Raw genomic sequence first — 2,301 nt, 5'->3', positions numbered from 1 at the left:
CCGCCCCGCCTTCCCCGCCCCGCCCAGCGCCGAGCTGCACATCCACCTCGAGGGCACGATCGAGCCCGAGCACATCGTCGAGATGGCGCGCCGCAACGGAGTCGCCCTGCCCACCGAGGATCTCGACGCCCTCCGCGCGCGGTACTCCTTCACCGACCTCGCGTCGTTCCTGGAGCTGCACTACTCGAACCTCACCGTGCTGAAGACGGAGCGGGACTTCTTCGAGCTCGCGACCGGCTACCTCGACCGGGCGCAGAAGGCGAACGTCCGCCGCGCCGAGATCTTCTTCGACCCGCAGACGCACCTCGGCAACGGCGTCGCGCTCGACACCGTGATGAGCGGGATCACCCGTGCGCTCGGTCGGAGCGAGGAGACCCACGGGATCTCGACGGACCTGATCATGTGCTTCCTCCGCGACCTGGGCGCCGACGCGGCCGACGAGATGCTGACGGCGATCCTCCCCTGGCGCGAGCACATCATCGGCGTCGGGCTCGACTCGAACGAGGTGGGCTTCGGCCCGGAGCTGTTCGTCGACGTCTACGCGCGCGCCGCGGCGGAGGGACTGCGCCTGGTCGCGCACGCCGGGGAGGAGGGCGGGCCCGAGACGGTCGCGGCCACCGTCGAGCTGCTGAAGGTCGAGCGGATCGACCACGGGATCCGCGCGATGGAGGACCCGGAGGTCGTCGCGATGCTCCGCGAGCGCCGCATCCCGGTGACGGTGTGCCCGCTGTCGAACGTGGCCCTGCGCGCGGTGGACACGATGGCCGACCACCCGCTGCCCGCGATGCTCCGCGAGGGACTCGTCGTGACGGTCTCGAGCGACGACCCGCCCTACTTCGGCGGCTACGTGGACGAGAACTACCGCGCCCTGGTCGAGGAGCTGGGGATGGACGACGCGCAGCTCGAGCAGCTGGCGCTCAACTCCTTCGACGCGGCGTTCATCACGGAGGAGGACCGCGAGCGCTGGCAGGCGGAGGTGCGCGAGCACTTCGCGCGGTGAGCGCGCCACTGCCCGGAGAACGATCGTTCCCACCCCGTCTCCGGGCACTGCGCTCTCGTTCCGCGGGCGCACGCCTCCGCGCCCGCCCTACGCTGGCCGGATGACCCGATCCGACGGCACGCGATGAGCTGGGTGCTCCTCACCGGCGCGATCCTCACCGAGGTGACGGCGTCGCTCGCCCTCCAGGCCGCGATCGAGTCACCGGGCTGGTACGCGCTCGTGGTGGCGGGCTACCTGGCGGCGTTCGTCCTCCTCAGCCGGGTGCTCAGGGCCGGCATGCCGATCGGAGTCGCCTACGGCGTGTGGGGCGCGTGCGGCGTCGCGCTGACGGCGGTCCTCGCGGCCGTGCTCTTCGGGCAGCCGCTGACGGGCGTGATGACGATCGGGCTGGTGCTGATCATCGCGGGCGTGCTGATGGTCGAGATCGGGTCGCAGCGAGCGCAGGCCGCGCGCCGGGCGGTGCGCTGATGGCCTGGCTGCTCTCGGGCGCGATCCTCACCGAGGTCGCCGCGACGATGAGCCTCAAGCCCGCGACGGACGGCCGGAAGCGCTGGTACGTCGTGGTCGGAGTCGGCTACGTCGTCGCGTTCACGCTGCTGGCCGGAGCGCTCGCGCAGGGCATGCCGATCGGGGTGGCCTACGGGATCTGGGCGGCGGTCGGAGTCGCGCTGACCGCGGTGCTCGGCCGCTGGCTGTTCCAGGACCCGCTGACCTGGACGATGCTCGGCGGGATCGGCCTGATCATCGCCGGCGTGCTGCTGGTGGAGCTCGGGCACTGACCGGCCGAGTGTCGTCGCGGCGGGAGCGCGCCTCCTCAGCGGTCGTCGCGGCGGAAGCGCTTCGGCATCACCGGTTGTCGCGGCGGTACCGCGCCTCGCGGCCGGCGATGTGGAGGCCGAGCCCGGTGACCGCGACCGCGAAGGCGACCAGCACGCCGATGAACGCGATCTCGTCGCCTGCTCCGACCACCACGGCCGCGACGGCGAGCCCGATCAGCGCGAGGGCGAGCACCACGGCGCCGACGGTCTCGAGAGGGCTCCATGCGGTCATGGCTCCAGCGTGCGCTCGGAGCGGCGCGCGGGCAAGGGGCGGCAGGCGAACAGGACACGACGTCCCGCCGACCGCGGAGGTCCGCGCGGGTCCCAGCACACGACCCGTCCGCCCGGACGTCGGTCGACCGGGTGCTGCGGATCGCGGAGCTCGTCCGAGGCGGTCCGCGGTGCGAGCCCGCTCCGTCCGTCCCCGCCGGAACGCCCCCGCCCGTTCGCCCCGCCGCCGCGCCCGCCCCCCCCCCCCCCCCC

General features: G+C 73.2%; 4 protein-coding genes. 3 read left to right on the top strand and 1 reads right to left on the bottom strand.

The features are described 5' to 3' along the window. The 3 genes from C5B93_RS16780 to C5B93_RS16770 form a co-directional block, all read left to right on the top strand. A partial coding sequence (locus C5B93_RS16780) for an adenosine deaminase (protein ID WP_308471259.1) occupies positions 1-1,000 on the top strand: 1,000 nt, incomplete at its 5' end. Positions 1,001-1,123: 123 nt separating this feature from the next. After that, positions 1,124-1,468 carry a multidrug efflux SMR transporter gene (locus tag C5B93_RS16775; protein ID WP_104293001.1) on the top strand — a complete coding sequence of 115 codons (345 nt, stop codon included), beginning with the start codon at positions 1,124-1,126 and terminating at the stop codon, positions 1,466-1,468. After that, positions 1,468-1,779, top strand: a complete 312-nt coding sequence (locus C5B93_RS16770; protein ID WP_104293000.1) for a multidrug efflux SMR transporter — start codon at positions 1,468-1,470, stop codon at positions 1,777-1,779. The genes C5B93_RS16775 and C5B93_RS16770 overlap by 1 nt, the downstream gene beginning before the upstream one ends. Positions 1,780-1,846: 67 nt before the next feature. Here C5B93_RS16770 and C5B93_RS16765 read toward each other — a convergent pair whose 3' ends face one another. Further along, positions 1,847-2,050: a hypothetical protein gene (locus C5B93_RS16765; RefSeq protein ID WP_104292999.1), complete on the bottom strand. Its 204-nt coding sequence runs from the start codon at positions 2,048-2,050 to the stop codon at positions 1,847-1,849. Between the last annotated feature and the right edge of the window lie 251 nt (positions 2,051-2,301).

The sequence above is a fragment of the Rathayibacter sp. AY1A2 genome, assembly GCF_002930935.1.
Lineage (GTDB): Bacteria > Actinomycetota > Actinomycetes > Actinomycetales > Microbacteriaceae > Rathayibacter.
This window is presented reverse-complemented; position numbering and strand designations above follow the sequence as displayed.